This window comes from Janthinobacterium sp. EB271-G4-3-2, from assembly GCF_020858035.1.
Classification (GTDB): domain Bacteria; phylum Pseudomonadota; class Gammaproteobacteria; order Burkholderiales; family Burkholderiaceae_D; genus Janthinobacterium; species Janthinobacterium aestuarii.
Window position 1 is genome coordinate 357,005 of record NZ_JACYMG010000002.1, and the last position, 14,269, is coordinate 371,273.

Below are 14,269 nucleotides of genomic sequence, written 5' to 3' on the forward strand. Positions count from 1 at the left end.
ACCGTATTTCCCACAACGCTCTTTACAAAAGGACATTCATGGATACGAACGACAGTTTCAAGGCAATTACCGATTTGAATTTGGACGCGATCAAGGTCAAGCTGATGCACCGGGAGTCAGGCGAAGGATGGAGCCTGGAAAAGGCAAATGCGGTGGAATTCGAATACCGCCGCTTCCTGATCCTGATGAAACAGTTTCCGGAAGAAGAAACCGCGCCGCTGATGGACGTCGATACCTTCTGGCACTACCACATTCTCGACACCCTGAAATATGCGGCCGACTGCGAACAGGTGTTCGGTTACTTCCTCCATCACTTCCCCTACATCGGCTTGCGCGGCGAAGACGACGAAGCGGCGCACCATCGCGTGGGCGAGCGCATGAAGCAGCTGTATGAGCAAACGTTCGGGGAGGATTATATCCGCGCGGAGACGGCGTATTCGGGGCGCGCCGTACAGGCGGCGTATTCGGGACGGGCAGTGCAGGCGGCGTATTCAGGACGGGCTGTCCAAACAGCATTTTCCAGTGCGGCGGTACAGGCAACGGCATACTCGGGCCGTGCCGTGCAAACGGCGTTTTCCAGTGCGGCCGTGCAGGCGACGGCATATTCGGGCCGCGCGACCGGGGCTGCCAGCACCGCATTTTCCAGCGCGCCTGCCTCACTTACCGCAGCGGTGGTCAAATCGTCTTCGACTGGCCTGGAAATGGGGCGTTTCTATGTCGATCGTCCGGTATTGAACCGCGACCCGCAATAGAAAAGCGGAAAACAGATGTGGCTGCCGCACGCGGCAAGCCTGACTTACCCAGACGGCACCTCTCAGTTTGCCGTCTGTCAGGCGCTCTTAGGCAGCCATCAACTCGCGCAGTTCACGAATGCTGAAATCGCTGATTTCATGCATGCGGATGAGGATCGTGGCGCCGATCGGCAAGGTGTTGTGACGAATCTTGCTGATGACAGGTGGCGCCACTTCCAGAGCTCGCGACAAGGCGGCATCGTTTTTCAGTTGCAGCTTGTCGATGATCGCATCGAGGACGCGATTCGGGTTGTAGGTAGGCAAAGAGGTAATTTGTTTGAGAGACATGATCAAAAATCCGTACTTGTTGTATTAGAGCAAGAAAAAACAGAATGTCTCTTCTGCACTAATTCAGGGTAAACACACTAAAAAGCGCCATCACTTATGCGGCTTTTACGCCACAAACAATATAATACACGCTATTGTTGATTTTTGCGTAACTTAGCGCAAAATTGTGATAATTGAAGAGAATTGACGCACTTGGAATGTGCTAGAGGATAACTCAAATCGGAAAAATTTGCTGCACGTCATCAATTTTTACGATGAGCAACACCGCTATGCATGAGCCAGGCTATGGTCATGAGGGTGCCCAGGCGGGCCATTTCTGCAGATAAATGCCAGCCTTGCGCGGCCACGCCGGCCGGGGTGGCAAGCGGGCAAGTGCATGGGGAATCGTCCGCGCGGCACCAGGCCAGTTGCCGGCGAATTTCATCGGGCGGTGGTGGGGGTTGCAGCGCATGTTCGCGCCGGCGCATATAAGCGCGCACTTGCTCCTTGCTGGGGTGACTCGTTGCTCGCATGGCTCGCTCCTACTGACGGGAAACAACGTCACGCTGGTTGTAGATGCAGAGCCCGCCACAAGAGCCCAGACGCGTGACGACATTGCTCACCATATCGCCAGCGCGCCATGGCGCGTTTGCGGTGCATCAAATGGCACGGCCCCGGTGTTGCGCCGGAACCCGTACTGCCCCACGGCCTGCTTCCGTCTTATTTCTTTTGCTGGCGCACGCGCTGCTGCTGTTTTTCCTGCGTTTGCTGGCGGTTCTGCTTGCGCTCGAACAGGGTCACCGCATCTTTCTTGGCTTGCTCGACGGTACGCATTTCTTCATGCGCATCGTGCGGGACGAAAAATTCGGCGTCCTGCGCCGCCACGACCAGCTTGATGGCAGCCTCGTCGTCGAGGTCGTACAGTTCCGTCAGGACGGTGGTGACCTCGTCCAGGTATGCTTCGTAAGTGAGGGTGCTCATGCTGTCTTCCTTAAGTGAGTGGCGCAGCGCGGGAACGGCGCGCTGCGCGCCGGCCCAGCAAAGTGCGCAGATAACCGGCCATTTTACCCGATGCCGGCGCCATCGGCGGACAGCGGCCGCAAGGCATCGGCCACGCGCGCGTAGCGCAGGCGCACGCCCAGCTCGCGCTTGATGCGCGTATTGTGCAATCGGCGCGATTCGGACATGAACGACAGCAGCATCGGCGTGACCACCTGCCGCAGCTCGGCACGGGGCAGGCGCGGCGGGCGCGGCAGGCCGAAGGTGTCGGCCACGGCATCGAAATACTCGGCCATTTTGAGTTCGCTGTCATCGCTGGCGTGATACACGCGTCCCGGTTTGCCGCGCCACAGGGCCCGCTCGATGATGCGCGCCAGGTCGTCGGCATGGATATGGTTGGTGTACACATCGTCATCCGCGGCCAGGGCCGGCGTGCCTTCGCGCAAGCGCTTCAAGGGCAGGCGGTCGTCGGCATAGATACCGGGCACGCGCAGGATGGCCACCTTGGCGCCGCGGCGCACGCCCCAGCCGCGCAAGACCTGTTCGGCGTCCACCCTCCGCTTCGCGCGCGCATTGGCCGGCGCCGTCGTGCGCGTTTCATCGACCCAGGCGCCAGCGCAATCGCCATACACGCCGCTGGTGCTCACATACACCATGCGTGCATGCTCGGGTAAAATGGCGGCCAGATTGCGCGTGCGCCGGTCCAGCAAGCCCGACGACAAGGGCGGCGCCAGGTGCACGATCATCGTCGCCAGCCCCGCCAGCCGTTTCAGGCTGGCGCGGTCGTCGAGGTTGGCCACGATGGGCACGGCGCCGGCTTCCCGCAACTGCGCGCGGCGCGCCGGCTGGCTGGTGACGGCAAAGACGCGAAAGCGCGCGCGCAGCAGGGGCAGCAAGCGCATGCCGACGTCGCCACAGCCCAGGATCAGCAGGCGCGGCAAGCCTGACGGCTTGCGCAAAGAGTGCATTAACATATTTTTCATCTCAAGGATTGTATGACTTTTCAAATTACTGTTCAGCCCAGCGGCCACCAATTCAGCTGTGAAGCGGACGAAACCGTCCTGTCGGCGGCGATACGCGCCGGCGTCGGCCTGCCATACAGCTGCAAGAGCGGCGCCTGCAGCTCCTGCAAGGGCAAGATTGTGTCCGGCAATGTACAGCATAAGCCATACCAGACCCGCTCCCTGACGGAAGATGAAGCGGCAGCCGGCTACTCGCTGCTGTGCTGCGCCGTGCCCCAGGGCGACCTCGTGGTGCAGGCGCGCGAAGTGGCGGGCAGCAGCGACTACCCGATCAAGAAAATGCCGTCGCGCGTGACCACCATCGAAAAAGTCGCGCCCGACGTCGTCGTACTGACCCTGCAATTGCCGGCCAGCGAGCGCCTCAACTACCGCGCCGGACAGTATATCGAAATCATGCTGCGCGACAACAAGCGCCGCAGCTACAGCATGGCCAGCGCGCCCGTCGAAGGCGGTCCCGTCAGCTTGCACATCCGCCACATGCCGGGTGGCCTGTTCACCGACCAGGTGTTCGGCACCATGAAAGAGCGCGACATCCTGCGCTTCGAAGGCCCGATGGGCACCTTCTTCCTGCGCGAAGATTCCGACAAGCCCGTCGTGCTGCTGGCCTCGGGCACGGGCTTTGCCCCGTTGAAAGCCATCGTCGAGCACATGATCAACGAGCAATCCCCGCGCCCGATCACCCTGTACTGGGGCGCGCGCCGTCCGCACGACCTGTACATGGATGCGCTGTGCCGCCAGTGGGCCGCCGACTTGCCGCAGTTCACCTATGTGCCTGTCGTGTCGGATGCCTTGCCGGAAGACGGCTGGAGCGGCCGCACGGGCTTCGTGCACCAGGCCGTCATCGCCGACTTGCCCGACCTGTCCGCGTATCAGGTGTATGCCTGCGGCGCGCCGATCGTCGTCGAGTCGGCCAACCGCGATTTCGTGCAGCTGTGCCAGCTGCCAGCCGACGAGTTCTACGCGGACGCCTTCACCACGGAAGCCGACCTGGCCAAGTAAGCATCCAGACAGCGGGGTGCTGCTGACGCGGCATCCGCTGCCGTCACCCGCCCCACCCCGCTGTTTCCTGGAAATTTCATGTCTCTCGCCATCCTGCGCCACCGCAACTTCGCCTTTTATCTTTCCGCCCGCGTGCTGGGCACGGTGGCCGTGCAGATGCAAAGCGTGGCCATCGGCTGGCAGGTGTACCAGATCACGGGCAGCCTGTTCGACCTGGGCTTGATCGGCCTGGCGCAATTCGCGCCCTTCCTCGTCTTGATTTTGCCGGCAGGCCATGTGGCCGACCGCTACAACCGCCGCAACATCATCGCCTGGTGCCTGGCGGCGCAGCTCGCTTGCGCGCTGGCCCTGCTGGCGTTCACCCTGAGCGGACTCTCCATCGTCTGGCCCGTGTTTGCCGTGCTGGTGCTGTTCGGCAGCGCACGCGCCTTCATGATGCCGGCTACGCAAGCCGTGCTCGTCAACATGGTGCCCACGCAACACTTCAGCCGTGCCGTCGCGCTCAGCTCGTCGAGCTCGCACGTGGCCATCATCCTGGGGCCTACCCTGGGCGGCTTGCTGTATTACTTCGGCCCCAAGGTCGTGTATTTGATCTCCTCCGCGCTGCTGGTCGTGTCCGTCCTGCTGATGTGCGCCACCACGCCGGCGCCGCAGGTGGTCAGGCGCGAACCCGTCAGCTGGCATACCCTGCTCGAAGGCTTGCGCTTCGTCTGGTCGAAACCCATCGTGCTGGGCGCCATTTCGCTCGACCTGTTTGCCGTGCTGTTCGGCGGCGCCACGGCGCTGCTGCCGGCGCTCGCGCACGACGTGCTGCATATCGGCCCCAGCGGCCTGGGCCTGCTGCGCACGGCGCCCGGCGCTGGCGCGGCCCTGTGCTCGATCGCGCTGGCCATCTTCCCCATCACGCGCCGCGTGGGACCGTGGATGTTCGGCGGCGTGGCCGTCTTCGGCCTGGGTACCCTGGTGCTCGGCAGCACAAGCTATTTCCCGCTGGCGCTGGCGGCGCTGTTCCTGATGGGCGCCGGCGACATGGTCAGCGTCTACATCCGCCACCTGCTGGTGCAGTTCGAGACGCCCGACGAAATCCGCGGCCGGGTCAGCGCCGTGAATGCCGTCTTCATCGGCGCCTCGAACGAGCTGGGCGAATTCGAGTCGGGCTTGACGGCCGGCTGGTTCGGCCTCGTGCGCGCCGTGCTCTTCGGCGGCGCCGCCACCCTGGCCGTGACGGGCATCTGGGCCGTGCTGTTCCCCGTGCTGTCGCGCATGGACCGCTTCCCCCACCACGAGAAGGAAGCGGCCGCCAGGATGGCTACCACGGCAGGCGCATAAGGCCTAAGATGCGCTATCGCCACTGACGAACCCGCACCATGAAAATCACGCTTCCGTTCCGCAGCTTCATCCGCAGCCGCCCCCACCTGAGCATGGCCACGGTCATCGGCGTGGCGGCCGGCCTGCTGCTGCCCGCAGCGTGGCAACAGATGACGCGTTTGCTGACGGCGTGGAACGTGGCCGTCTGGTTCTACCTGGCGTCGATGGCCTGGATGATGATGCGCGCCAACCATCACAAGGTCAAAGCCATGGCCGCGCGCCAGGACGAACGGGCGGCAACAGTCTTGTCGGCCCTGTCCGTCGCTTCCGTGATGAGCCTGGTGGCCATCGTCTCGCAGCTGTCTTCGATGAAAGACCTGGCGCCGGACGAGCGCGCGCTGCACTACAGCTTGACGATCGTCACCCTGGTCGGTTCCTGGTTCCTCGTCGGCACCCTGTTCTGCTTCCACTACGCCCACCTGTATTACCAGGCCGACCCCGCGCTGCGCCCCCTGAAGTTTCCCGACGACGAGCAAAACCCCGATTACTGGGATTTTCTGTATTTCGCCTTCACCATCGCCGTGGCCGTGCAAACGTCGGACGTTTCCGTGCAGACGCGGCTGATGCGGCAGATCGTGCTGGGACAATCCGTGCTGAGCTTTTTCTTCAACCTGGTCGTGCTGGGGCTGTCGATCAATATCGCGGCAGGCCTCATCAATGGATAAGGCTGACGGCGAACCGAAAAAATTCCACAAGGAAACTTGACCTGGCTGAAGGGTTAAGCTCATCTTAATCGTGCGCACCCTCTTGAAATACTGGAAAGAGGAGTAAGATAAGTTCCATGCACAGAGGTCATGTGCATGGGGCAGCAACCAGGCCGCAACACGCCTGAGATGGGTTTTTTTTGAATTGACAGGAGTAAGCATATGCAAATCAATATTCATACCGACAGCACCATCGCCAACACCGCTGGACTGAACGAACATGTGCAATCCGTACTTGAAAGCGCACTGAACCGCTTCCGCGACAATCTGACCCGCATCGAAGTCCACATCAGCGATACGAATGGCCCGAAAGGCGGCGCCGACGATATCCGCTGCGTCATGGAAGCACGCGTTGCTGGCTATCAACCGATTGCCGTGACCGAACAGAACGCCACCGTGCATCAATCCGTTGCCGGCGCCACCGACAAACTGAAACGCGCCATCGATAGCGCCCTGGGCCGCCTGCAAGACAGCAAGCGCCACGCCACCGGCAAGAATGCCGTGATCGATACGGCCGAAGCGGAAGAAACCGCCGAGTAACTCGCCACCCGCAGGATTTCCAGAGACTGAGGCAGCCGTTCAAGGCTGCCTTTGCACATCTGGACCCGTCTTCCTGCGCGACAATATCAATAATAAAAAAGCAAGCATTCCGGCGTATTAACACGCTAATGAAATAATTGTCGTATTTCTCACAGTAAGTGACATCAAGCAAGCCTTTGCCGTTACAGCCAAGGCCGCTTTACGCTATCATGAAGCTACCGGCCCCCTGCTCGCGCGCGCCGGCTTTTTGAAAGTGTGATTGTGGAACAGATCGGCAACTTCGGCGCTTCAGGCTGCAACATCGGCGATTTACAGTTATTTCGCGATGGGGCGGATAGCCAGACGGCCGCCATGCTGGCGCCCTGCCCCGTCATGCGCCTCGAAGCGGGCGAAGCCATTGCCGACACACAAGGCACCTGCCTGTACATCGTCCTGCGCGGTTCGCTGGCCGTGGCCGCCGACATCCACACGGGCATGGATGACGGCACCGTCAGCAAGGTCTTGCCCGGCGAAAGCGTGGGCGAACAATCGGTGCTCGATGAAGCGAGCAATCTGGCCGCCATTTCCGCCCTGGAAGAAACCGACTTGCTGGTGATCGACGCGGCCGTCGTCTGGGAATTGATCGAGCAATCGAACGGCCTGGCGCGCAACCTGCTGCGGCTGCTGTCCTTCCGCATCCGCGCCGCCAATGCCCTGCTGCGCCGCCGCCAGAAACTGGGCGAATTCTACCGCCAGCTGTCGATGGTCGACAGCCTGACGGGCTTGTACAACCGCGCCTGGCTGACGGATTTACTGCCGAACATGATCGTCACGGCCCACGCCAGTGGCTCGCCGCTGTCGCTGGTGATGATAGATCTCGACCATTTCAAGCGTTTCAACGACACGCACGGCCACCAGGCGGGCGACCAGGCGCTGCGCATCGCCGCGCAAGTGCTGGGCGCGGCCCTGCGGCCGACGGATTTTGCCGTACGCTATGGTGGCGAGGAAATGATGGTGATCTTGCCCGATACCAACGAACACGTGGCTCTGCGGGTGGCCGAACGCCTGTGCGAACGGATGCAGCAAGCCGTCATCTTCGCCGACATGCGCAGCGCGCTGCCGCACATCACGGGCTCCTTCGGCGTGTCCAGCCTGGCGGCCGAACAGGACGACCATGCGCTGATCGCCTCAGCGGACGCGGCCCTTTACAGGGCCAAGGCCAACGGGCGCAACCGGGTCATGCTGTAGCTCAGGCAGCCTTGCCGTCGGCAGGCTTGGTCGCATCCGGCTTGGCGGCCTCATCCTTCTTGCCGCTGTGCGCGGCGATGAAATCCGCGTAGCCCTTCTGCACCAGTTCATACGTCTTGTCGATATTGCCGGCGATATCGCCACCCAGCACTTTCAAGCCTTCCAGGATATCGCGTGCTTCCTTGAAGCCTTTTTCCATGCCGCCGCTGATGGTATCCATGAACTTGCTCAGGGCCGTATCGTCGTCCATGTCCGGATTCTGTTTCTTGAAGGCGTCAAAAAAACCCGTCGACAGCGAGACGATGCGGCTCGCCGTCGCTTCGGCGCTATTGTCCTGCGAGGCCGCGTTCTGGATCGCATCCTCGCCGTACTGGCCCTTCAGCGCTTCATTGATATTCGTGATGGCCGTCTTGTACAGCAGCGCCAGCGGCTCGTTCTCGGAACCGATGGACACGTTCAGCGAAGCCTGCATGATGGACGCGTTCAGTTGCAGCTTCGTGCGGTCGTTCACGCTCATTTCAGCGTTGACGCCATCCTTTTGTTGGACTTTATCGTCCTTGCCGGCAACGCCCGTACTGACGGAAGTCACGGAAGGGGTGGAATTGCCGCCTGCGGCGATGGGAATTGACACGATAGACCTCCTTGAACGGGCAATGTATGCCACCATGCGGGAAACGCGATGATGACCATCCTCTCGTGTAGTATCGGCAGGTTTTCAGAAAACTGTAGCAGCGGCGCGTTTACGGCCCGGATAACCAATCAAGCAACCAAGTAATGACCATCAATGACTAACCAGACCTTTCTTTGGCACGACTACGAAACCTTTGGCGCCCAGCCGCGCCGCGACCGCCCGGCCCAGTTCGCCGCCATCCGCACGGATGCCGAGCTCAACGAGATCGGCGAGCCGATCATGCTGTATTGCCAGCCTGCCAATGATTTCCTGCCCGACCCGCAATCGTGCCTGATCACGGGCATCACGCCACAGCAGTGTCTGCAGCTGGGCGTGCCCGAACACCAGTTCGCCGCCACCATCGAAGCGGCCTTTTCGGAGCCGGGCACCATCGGCGTGGGCTACAACACCATCCGTTTCGACGATGAAGTCACGCGTTTCCTGTTCTGGCGCAACCTGATCGACCCGTACGCGCGCGAATGGAAAAACCATTGCGGCCGCTGGGACATCCTCGACGTGATGCGCATGACGCATGCGCTGCGCCCGGAAGGCATCGAATGGCCGAAACGCGACGATGGCCAGACCAGTTTCAAGCTGGAACACTTGAGCAAGGCCAACGGCCTGGCCCACGAAGCGGCGCACGATGCGTTGTCCGACGTGCGCGCCACCATCGCCCTGGCGCGCCTGATCAAGCAGAAACAGCCGAAACTGTTCGAATTCTGCCTGGCGCTGCACAAGAAGGACCGGGTCGCCAGCGAAATGGGCATGCACCTGGCCGCCGGCGAGCGCCAGCCTTTCCTGCACGTGTCGGGCATGTTCCCTGCCGAGCGGGGCTGCGTGGGCGTCGTCTGGCCACTGGCCACGCACCCGAGCAACAAGAACGAGATCCTCGTCTGGGATTGCGCCTACGACCCGCGCGAACTGTTCCAGCTGGACGCCGACACCATCCGCACGCGGCTGTTCACGCGCAAGGAAGCCATGCCCGAAGGCATGACGCGCCTGCCCGTGAAAAGCGTGCACCTGAATAAGTCGCCCATGCTGGTCGGCAACCTGAAAACCCTGTCGCCGGCCATGGCCGCGCAATGGGGCATCGACGTGGACGCGGCGAAGGTCAACGCGCAATTCGCCGCCACAGCGCCGAACATGGACGCGATCTGGGCCGAAGTGTTCCAGCGCCCTGGCGCGAATGCGGCGCTGGACGTGGATGAGGATTTGTATAACGGTTTTGTCAGCAACGACGACCGCCGCCTGCTCGAATCCTTGCGCCGCGAAACGCCGGCCAAGCTGGCCACGGCCCGCCCCTCGTTTGCCGACGAGCGCCTGCAGGAGCTGCTGTTCCGCTACCGCGCGCGCAATTTCCCGCAAACCCTGAGCGAAGCGGAAAGCCTGCGCTGGGAACAGCACCGCGCCGCCCGCCTGTTCGACGGCGACGGCGGCGCCCGCACGATCGAGATGCTGTTTACGGAGATCGACGTGCTGTCGGAATCGGTCGATGAGCGGGGAGAGGAAATTCTGGGAGAGTTGTACGATTACGCGGAGATGGTGGCGCCCATGCGCGACTGAAAGAGGGCGCGAGTCGGGTAGGTCGGATTAGCGGGCCGAAGGCCCGCGCAATCCGACAACATTGTTGACGTTACCGGTGTTGTCGGGTTACGGCCGCTGGCCTAACCCGACCTACATTTTTATGGATGATGTTTATACCGAACGATGCGCATTGATCGCATCGCGCGTTTCAATGGCCACGCGGCGCGCTGCGTCGGCCCAGTCTTCGCCGTCCTGCGGCTTGGCGTAGATGATGGCGCGCGACGAGCTGATCATCATGCCCATGCCCTTGGCCGTCTGGCCCGCGCCGACGGTGGCGGCGATGTCGCCGCCCTGGGCGCCGATGCCGGGCACCAGCAGCGGCATGTCGCCGACGATGGCGCGCACCTGCGCCAGTTCTTCAGGGAAGGTGGCGCCGACGACGAGCGCGCACTGGCCGTTCTTGTTCCATTTTTCGGCCACCAGACGCGCCACGCGCTGGTACAGCGGTTCGCCGTCCGTATTCAGGAATTGCAGGTCCGAGCCGCCCGGGTTCGAGGTGCGGCACAGGATGATCACGCCGCGGTCTTTCCACGCCAGGTAGGGATCGAGCGAATCCTCACCCATGTAGGGGTTCACGGTGACGGCGTCGGCGCCGTAGCGCTCGAACGCTTCGCGCGCGTATTGCGTGGCTGTCGCGCCGATGTCGCCCCGTTTCGCGTCGAGGATCAGCGGGATGTGCGGGTAATTCTCACGCACGTAGCGGCAGATGTCTTCCAGCTGCTTTTCCGCGCCCAGCGCGGCAAAATACGCGATCTGCGGCTTGAAGGCGCAGGCCAGGTCGGCCGTCGCGTCGATGATGCGCGTGCAAAAGGTGGTGATTCCATCAGGCAAGTCGCGCAGTTCGGCCGGCAGTTTCGCCAGGTCCGGGTCCAGGCCCACGCACAGCAGGGAATTATTGGCCGTCCACGCGGCGGATAATTTATTGATGAAATTCACGGCACACCTTCTCTATATTCAGTTGCAAACCCCGTATTGTAACGCGGCATGGACGTGGGAAGGCAGCCAGGGGCCGCGGCCGGCGCTTATTAAACCGACATTGCGGGCCGTTTCAGGTATATTTGCCTCACCTCCTTTACTCCGCACGGAACCCATCATGCAAATCATCAATCAATTCACCAAATGGCTGCGCCTGGCCCTGAGCGTCACCGTCCTGGCCGGCATCCTGACGGGCTGCGGCTACAACGAATTCCAGAGCAAGGACGAAGCCACCAAGGCCGCCTGGGGCGAAGTGGTCAACCAGTACCAGCGGCGCGCCGACCTGATTCCCAACCTGGTCAACACCGTCAAGGGCTATGCCACGCACGAACGCGAAACCCTGGAAGCGGTGACCAAGGCGCGCGCCGCCGCCACCAGTTTCCAGATCACGCCCGAAGTGCTGAACGATCCGGCCGCGTTCGAGAAATTCCAGCAAGTACAAGGCCAGCTGTCGTCGGCCCTGTCGCGCCTGATGGTGGTGTCCGAGAAATACCCTGACCTGAAGGCTGACACGAGCTTCCGCGATTTGCAGTCGCAACTCGAAGGCACGGAAAACCGCATCACCGTGGCGCGCCAGCGTTACATCACCGCCGTGCAGGATTACAACGTGCATGCGCGCAGCTTCCCGAACAACCTGACGGCCATGGTCTTCGGCTACAAGGTCAAGCCATCGTTCACGGTGGAAAACGAAAAAGCCATCTCGACCGCGCCGACCGTCAACTTTGGCAAATAAGATGACAGCCTGGTCTTATCTGGCGGCGCTGGCGACGGCGCTGCTGCTGTGGACGATGCCGCCAGCCGGCGCGCAGGGCTTGCAGCCCGTGCCGCCGCTGGCGGCGCGCGTGACGGACAACGCCGGCATGCTGGACGCCAAGCAGAAAGCGGCGCTGGAAGGCGTGCTGGCCGATTACGAAGCCAAGACGGGCAGCCAGATCGCCGTGCTGCTGGTCAAGAGCACGGAACCGGAAGCCATCGAGCAATACAGCATCCGCGTGACGGATGCCTGGAAGCTGGGCCGCAAGGGCGTCGATGACGGCGTGCTGCTGATGGTGGCGAAGGACAATCCATCGTCGCTGCGCCGCCTGCGCATCGAGGCGGGCCGCGGCGTGCAGGGCGTGCTGACGGATGCGCAATCGAAACGCATTCTGCAGGACGTGATCGCCCCGCATTTCAAGCAAAACGACTATTACGGCGGCCTGGTCGCCGGCGTGGGGTCGATTGCCACCCTGCTGAACCAGGAGCAGTTCCCCGCTGCGGCCCGGCAGAAAGCGCCGGCCACGGTGGACGCGGGCGGCATGACCTTCTGGCTGCCGCTGCTGTTCTTCGGCTTCCTCGTCATGCTGACCCTGTTCCGTTCGCGCGGCGGACCTAACCGCCTGCAGCGCGGCAGCAACTGGTCCAGCGGCGCCACCGGCGTCGTGCTGGGCAGCATTCTCAGCCAGGCGCTGAACAACCGGGGCGGCGGTGGCGGCTTCGGCGGCGGTGGTGGTTTTGGTGGTGGCGGTGGTTTCGGTGGCGGCGGCGGAGGATTTGACGGCGGCGGCGCCTCGGGAGATTGGTAATGACGAAACAACTGACATTCGGACAGCGCTGCAGACGCGCCTTGAAACATTTGCGGGGCACGCCCGCGACGGCGCGCCAGGCGTTTCCGGAGCGCACCTTGAAAGCCATCGAGACGGCCATCGCCGACGGTGAAACGATGCACCGGGCGGAAGTGCGCCTGATCGTCGAAGCGGCCCTGACGCCAGGCATGGCCTACCAGGGCGTGAGCAACCGCGAGCGGGCGCGCGAACTGTTCGCCCAGTATGGCGTGTGGGATACGGAAGACAACGTTGGCGTGCTGATCTATATCAATCTGGCCGAACACCAGGTCGATATCGTTGCCGACCGAAACGTGGGCCGCCGCATCACGCCGGAACAGTGGCAAGCCGTGTGCCGCACCATGACCAAGGGTTTCAAGGACGGCAATTACCACGACAGCACGCTTGATGCCTTGCAGCAGTTGAATACCTTGCTGCAAAGCCACTTCCCCGCTGACGGTACGCGCGGCAACCAGTTGCCCAACGAACCTATCCTCCTCTGATTCCTGCCCAGGGATTAAAATCTGCCCATTGCCGCGCAAGCCCGTGGCCTGGGCAGCACCCCTATTACTCGCCGAGGAGCACACATGAAACTGATCAATAAAACCGCCATCGTCACGGGCGCCACGCAAGGCATCGGCCTGGCTTGCGCCACCCGCCTGATCGCCGAAGGGGCGCAAGTGATGCTGGTCGACATCAAGGAAGAAGGCGCGCAGGCGGCCGCGGCCCTCGGTCCGCAGGCGCGCTTCTTTTGCGCCGACGTCAGCCAGAAGGCGGACGTCGATGCCATGCTGAAGGAAACGTTGGCCCGGTTCGGCCACATCGATATCCTCGTCAACAATGCGGGCGTCACGCACGCGGCCGATTTCCTCGACGTGTGCGAAGACGATTTCGACCGGGTCATGCGCATCAACCTGAAATCGATGTTCCTGTGCGGCCAGGCCGTGGCGCGCGAGATGGTCAAACGCAACAGCGGCTGCATCATCAATATGTCCAGCGTGAATGCGGAACTGGCGATCCCGAACCAGGTGCCATACGTGGTGTCGAAAGGCGCCATCAACCAGCTGACCAAGGTCATGGCCCTGAACCTGGCCCCGCACGGCGTACGCGTGAACGGCATCGGACCGGGCACCATCCTGACGGAACTGGCCAAGCAAGCGGTGCTGTCGAGCCCGGAGGCGCGCCACACGATATTGTCGCGCACGCCGCTGGGCCGCTGCGGCGAACCGGAAGAAGTGGCCGGCATCGCCGCCTTCCTGGCCAGCGACGACGCCACCTACATGACGGGCCAGACCATCTATGTCGATGGCGGACGCATGGCGCTCAACTACACGGTGGCCGTGAAAGAGTGACGCAAGCGAGTTATATAAAAAAAGAATAATGCATATCTAAAAAGATCATTAGACACATATCGTGCGACGCAGCATAATGCACCTGTCTCCACTATTCTCCTCCAAGAAAATAGTTTTAAGCCCGCTTTCACCAGCGGGCTTTTTTTTTGCTATCAGTCCTGAAACATGGCCTTTCTTGCCATGAAGAACAA

Annotated in this window: 17 protein-coding genes; 11 read left to right on the forward strand and 6 right to left on the reverse strand. The window is 62.0% G+C overall.

Features of this window, described 5'->3' with window-relative positions:
• Positions 1-38 precede the first annotated feature (38 nt).
• The gene (locus IGS55_RS06725; protein ID WP_230515592.1) at positions 39-752 is read left to right on the forward strand and encodes a glycine-rich domain-containing protein; all 714 of its coding nucleotides are present in this window, start codon (positions 39-41) and stop codon (positions 750-752) included.
• An 87-nt stretch (positions 753-839) separates the two neighbouring features.
• Here the strand turns inward: IGS55_RS06725 and IGS55_RS06730 are convergent, their stop codons facing one another.
• The 4 genes from IGS55_RS06730 to IGS55_RS06745 form a co-directional block, all read right to left on the reverse strand.
• Positions 840-1,079: a hypothetical protein gene (locus IGS55_RS06730; RefSeq protein ID WP_029496207.1), complete on the reverse strand. Its 240-nt coding sequence runs from the start codon at positions 1,077-1,079 to the stop codon at positions 840-842.
• Positions 1,080-1,321: 242 nt separating this feature from the next.
• Positions 1,322-1,591: a hypothetical protein gene (locus tag IGS55_RS06735; RefSeq protein WP_230515593.1), complete on the reverse strand. Its 270-nt coding sequence runs from the start codon at positions 1,589-1,591 to the stop codon at positions 1,322-1,324.
• A gap of 187 nt (positions 1,592-1,778) precedes the next feature.
• Entirely contained in the window at positions 1,779-2,039 is a 261-nt protein-coding gene (locus IGS55_RS06740; protein WP_128140363.1) for a hypothetical protein, read from the reverse strand.
• An 83-nt stretch (positions 2,040-2,122) separates the two neighbouring features.
• Entirely contained in the window at positions 2,123-3,040 is a 918-nt protein-coding gene (locus IGS55_RS06745; protein WP_230515594.1) for an SDR family oxidoreductase, read from the reverse strand.
• Between the two features lie 12 nt (positions 3,041-3,052).
• Between IGS55_RS06745 and IGS55_RS06750 the strand changes: the two genes are divergently transcribed.
• The 5 genes from IGS55_RS06750 to IGS55_RS06770 all read left to right on the forward strand — a co-directional run bounded on the left by IGS55_RS06750 (position 3,053) and on the right by IGS55_RS06770 (position 7,917).
• A complete protein-coding gene (locus tag IGS55_RS06750; protein WP_230515595.1) occupies positions 3,053-4,078 on the forward strand; it encodes a CDP-6-deoxy-delta-3,4-glucoseen reductase in 1,026 nt (341 codons plus the stop codon).
• A gap of 78 nt (positions 4,079-4,156) precedes the next feature.
• Positions 4,157-5,407 (forward strand): MFS transporter, encoded by a 1,251-nt coding sequence (locus IGS55_RS06755; RefSeq protein WP_230515596.1) that lies wholly within the window; start codon positions 4,157-4,159, stop codon positions 5,405-5,407.
• Between the two features lie 38 nt (positions 5,408-5,445).
• Positions 5,446-6,111, forward strand: a complete 666-nt coding sequence (locus tag IGS55_RS06760; RefSeq protein WP_230515597.1) for a DUF1345 domain-containing protein — start codon at positions 5,446-5,448, stop codon at positions 6,109-6,111.
• A gap of 201 nt (positions 6,112-6,312) precedes the next feature.
• Positions 6,313-6,690 (forward strand): HPF/RaiA family ribosome-associated protein, encoded by a 378-nt coding sequence (locus IGS55_RS06765; RefSeq protein ID WP_034781728.1) that lies wholly within the window; start codon positions 6,313-6,315, stop codon positions 6,688-6,690.
• A gap of 261 nt (positions 6,691-6,951) precedes the next feature.
• Complete coding sequence (locus IGS55_RS06770) at positions 6,952-7,917, forward strand: GGDEF domain-containing protein (protein WP_230515598.1); 966 nt, start codon at positions 6,952-6,954, stop codon at positions 7,915-7,917.
• A gap of 1 nt (position 7,918) precedes the next feature.
• On the opposite strand, the gene IGS55_RS06775 is transcribed toward IGS55_RS06770, so the two are convergent.
• On the reverse strand, positions 7,919-8,548 hold the full coding sequence (locus IGS55_RS06775) for a DUF5610 domain-containing protein (RefSeq protein WP_230515599.1): 630 nt from the start codon (positions 8,546-8,548) through the stop codon (positions 7,919-7,921).
• 153 nt (positions 8,549-8,701) lie between these two features.
• On the opposite strand from IGS55_RS06775, the gene sbcB reads away from it, so the two are divergent.
• The gene (sbcB, locus tag IGS55_RS06780) at positions 8,702-10,150 is read left to right on the forward strand and encodes an exodeoxyribonuclease I (protein ID WP_230515600.1); all 1,449 of its coding nucleotides are present in this window, start codon (positions 8,702-8,704) and stop codon (positions 10,148-10,150) included.
• A 132-nt stretch (positions 10,151-10,282) separates the two neighbouring features.
• Here sbcB and pyrF read toward each other — a convergent pair whose 3' ends face one another.
• Positions 10,283-11,107 (reverse strand): orotidine-5'-phosphate decarboxylase, encoded by an 825-nt coding sequence (gene pyrF / locus IGS55_RS06785; RefSeq protein ID WP_230515601.1) that lies wholly within the window; start codon positions 11,105-11,107, stop codon positions 10,283-10,285.
• A gap of 157 nt (positions 11,108-11,264) precedes the next feature.
• On the opposite strand from pyrF, the gene IGS55_RS06790 reads away from it, so the two are divergent.
• The 4 genes from IGS55_RS06790 (at position 11,265) to IGS55_RS06805 (ending at position 14,078) form a co-directional block, all read left to right on the forward strand.
• On the forward strand, positions 11,265-11,879 hold the full coding sequence (locus tag IGS55_RS06790) for a LemA family protein (protein ID WP_128140371.1): 615 nt from the start codon (positions 11,265-11,267) through the stop codon (positions 11,877-11,879).
• A gap of 1 nt (position 11,880) precedes the next feature.
• Positions 11,881-12,708, forward strand: coding sequence for a TPM domain-containing protein (locus IGS55_RS06795; protein ID WP_230515602.1), 828 nt, complete (start codon positions 11,881-11,883; stop codon positions 12,706-12,708).
• Complete coding sequence (locus IGS55_RS06800; protein WP_230515603.1) at positions 12,708-13,229, forward strand: TPM domain-containing protein; 522 nt, start codon at positions 12,708-12,710, stop codon at positions 13,227-13,229. The genes IGS55_RS06795 and IGS55_RS06800 overlap by 1 nt, the downstream gene beginning before the upstream one ends.
• Positions 13,230-13,313: 84 nt before the next feature.
• Positions 13,314-14,078, forward strand: coding sequence for an SDR family NAD(P)-dependent oxidoreductase (locus tag IGS55_RS06805; protein WP_230515604.1), 765 nt, complete (start codon positions 13,314-13,316; stop codon positions 14,076-14,078).
• The last annotated feature ends 191 nt before the right edge of the window (positions 14,079-14,269 follow it).

Excerpts from the sequence above, each read along its gene's own strand:
- IGS55_RS06745 (WP_230515594.1), bottom strand. The coding sequence starts at position 3,040 with ATGAAAAATATGTTAATGCACTCTTTGCGCAAGCCGTCAGGCTTGCCG.
- IGS55_RS06805 (WP_230515604.1), top strand. The coding sequence starts at position 13,314 with ATGAAACTGATCAATAAAACCGCCATCGTCACGGGCGCCACGCAAGGC.
- sbcB (WP_230515600.1), top strand. The coding sequence starts at position 8,702 with ATGACTAACCAGACCTTTCTTTGGCACGACTACGAAACCTTTGGCGCC.
- IGS55_RS06755 (WP_230515596.1), top strand. The coding sequence starts at position 4,157 with ATGTCTCTCGCCATCCTGCGCCACCGCAACTTCGCCTTTTATCTTTCC.
- IGS55_RS06790 (WP_128140371.1), top strand. The coding sequence starts at position 11,265 with ATGCAAATCATCAATCAATTCACCAAATGGCTGCGCCTGGCCCTGAGC.
- IGS55_RS06740 (WP_128140363.1), bottom strand. The coding sequence starts at position 2,039 with ATGAGCACCCTCACTTACGAAGCATACCTGGACGAGGTCACCACCGTC.
- IGS55_RS06765 (WP_034781728.1), top strand. The coding sequence starts at position 6,313 with ATGCAAATCAATATTCATACCGACAGCACCATCGCCAACACCGCTGGA.
- IGS55_RS06750 (WP_230515595.1), top strand. The coding sequence starts at position 3,053 with ATGACTTTTCAAATTACTGTTCAGCCCAGCGGCCACCAATTCAGCTGT.
- IGS55_RS06725 (WP_230515592.1), top strand. The coding sequence starts at position 39 with ATGGATACGAACGACAGTTTCAAGGCAATTACCGATTTGAATTTGGAC.
- IGS55_RS06795 (WP_230515602.1), top strand. The coding sequence starts at position 11,881 with ATGACAGCCTGGTCTTATCTGGCGGCGCTGGCGACGGCGCTGCTGCTG.
- IGS55_RS06800 (WP_230515603.1), top strand. The coding sequence starts at position 12,708 with ATGACGAAACAACTGACATTCGGACAGCGCTGCAGACGCGCCTTGAAA.
- IGS55_RS06760 (WP_230515597.1), top strand. The coding sequence starts at position 5,446 with ATGAAAATCACGCTTCCGTTCCGCAGCTTCATCCGCAGCCGCCCCCAC.
- IGS55_RS06730 (WP_029496207.1), bottom strand. The coding sequence starts at position 1,079 with ATGTCTCTCAAACAAATTACCTCTTTGCCTACCTACAACCCGAATCGC.
- IGS55_RS06735 (WP_230515593.1), bottom strand. The coding sequence starts at position 1,591 with ATGCGAGCAACGAGTCACCCCAGCAAGGAGCAAGTGCGCGCTTATATG.